The following is a 2,089-nucleotide window of genomic DNA, read 5'->3' on the forward strand; positions in this document are numbered from 1 at the left end:
TTTAACCATTGACCCTGCTCCTTTAACAGTTACGGCTGATGCGAAATCGAAATTTACAGGCACTGCAAATCCGGTGTTTACCGGCCAGTATGCTGGTTTTGTAAACGGAGAAGATGCATCGGTATTAACGAGTCCGGCAGTATATACTTCTGTAGCTACAGTTGCCAGTCCGATTGGAACTTATCCGATTGTGCCTTCAGGAGCAACAGCCTTAAACTACACGATTACGCCTGTAAATGGCGTGTTAACAGTTAAAGCAGGCGCTCCGACTGCAGTGTTGTTTGCCGGAAATACCATTTATGAAAATCAGGCTTCAGGTACCTTAGCAGGTAAGTTAAGCAGTACTTCGGATGATACACAAGCGATCTTTACTTATAGTTTAGTAAGCGGTAGTGGTGATACGGACAATGCTGCTTTCCGCATTTCCGGTGATCAGCTGTTAACCACAGCAAGCCTGAATTATGAAAACAAAAAGGTTTATAGCGTGCTGGTAAGAAGCACCACTCAACATGGTTTCTCTCTGGATAAAAGCTTTACGATCAACCTGAGCGATGTCAATGAAATCCCAACACTGGACGCGATTGCCAATCTGGCGATTTGCTACACAACCGGGTCGCAAACTATCGATTTAACAGGGATCAGCTCCGGTCCGGAAACTGGACAAAACGCCCGCATTACAGTAACCGGTAGCAATGCGGCACTGTTGCAAAGCCTAACGGTTTCCTCAGCTTCAGGATTTGCTTCCGGAAAAGAAACAATCAGCTACCGCATTAAAAATGGTGCTTCAGGAATCAGTGCGATCACAGTTACTGTAAAAGATAACGGTGGTACCGACAATGGAGGTGTAGATACGTATAGCAGAACCTTTGTGCTGACTGTAAATGCCTTGCCCGTTGTCGCAATTTCTGCCGACAAAGGAGCCGATAATAACCCGAACAGTACTTCAGTAAGTAAAGGAGAAACGGTGGTGTTGACGGCCAGCGGTGGCAGCAGTTACGCATGGGCAGTCAGCAACAGCGCAATCAGCGGTCAGAATACAGCCAGCTTAACGGTGAGACCAAGAGAAACAACCACTTACACAGTAACCGTAAGCAATGCCAATGGTTGTACAGAACAGAAAAGCTTTACTGTAACCGTACTGGACGACCTTGAGAAAATCAAAGCCACCAATATTTTATCGCCGAACGGAGATGGATACAACGACAAGTGGATCATTGATAACATTGATTTCTATCCGAATAATGAGGTGAAAATCTTTGACAAATCAGGAAGAGCAGTTTATAGCAAAAAAAGCTACGACAATAGCTGGGACGGGATGCTGAATGGCATGCCACTTTCTGAAGGCACTTATTTCTACATCATTGATTTCGGTAAAGACCGCCAAAAATTCAAAGGCTTTATCACTATTGTAAGAGAGAACTAATGAGAAGCGCAGTTATTTTAACAACCACCGACCTAAACATCAACAAGATGAAAAATACTTATAAATTCGGCTTAGCGCTGCTTATGGTTTTCGCCATAGGTAGCAGCGCTAAAGCACAGCTTAATCCATTAGGCGCACAATACTACAGCAACCAGTACCTGATTAACCCGGCAATGGCAGGCACCGATCAGGGCCTGAAACTGAATGCCGCCTACCGCAAGTTATGGAGCAACGTTCCTGGCTCGCCGCTAACGCAGAATATCACCGCCGACTATGGTTTTAATAAGGTCGGTCTGGGTTTAAACGTTTACAATGAAAGCGCCGGTCTGCAAAGACAAACGCGGGTAGTCGGGACCTATGCCTATCATTTGAAACTGAACAATGAGGCCAACGGGCTTCACTTCGGGGTGTCTTTAGGTTTCATGAGTCAGCGCCTGGAGAACAGCGATATTTATGGCAATCCGAATGACCCGGGCGTAGGTCAGTATAACGACCGTAAAACTTATCTGGATGGTGATTTCGGGGTAGCCTATACCACAGAGAAACTGACGGTGCAGGCTTCGGTTCCCAATTTGAAAAGCGTCCTGAAAAAGGATGTAATTAAACTAGCCGATGTCTCTACATTTTATGCCGCAGCAAGTTATAGGATGAAGTTATCAGAAGGAG

General features: G+C 45.4%; 2 protein-coding genes. Both read left to right on the top strand.

Features of this window, described 5'->3' with window-relative positions; translation table 11 throughout:
- Positions 1 to 1,423 (top strand): gliding motility-associated C-terminal domain-containing protein (locus OQX61_RS24165; protein ID WP_265844413.1); only part of this gene is annotated, 1,423 nt, incomplete at its 5' end.
- A gap of 47 nt (positions 1,424 to 1,470) precedes the next feature.
- The coding region (locus tag OQX61_RS24170) for a PorP/SprF family type IX secretion system membrane protein (protein ID WP_265844414.1) at positions 1,471 to 2,089 on the top strand (619 nt) is incomplete at its 3' end.

This window comes from Pedobacter sp. PLR, from assembly GCF_026239675.1.
Lineage (GTDB): Bacteria > Bacteroidota > Bacteroidia > Sphingobacteriales > Sphingobacteriaceae > Pedobacter.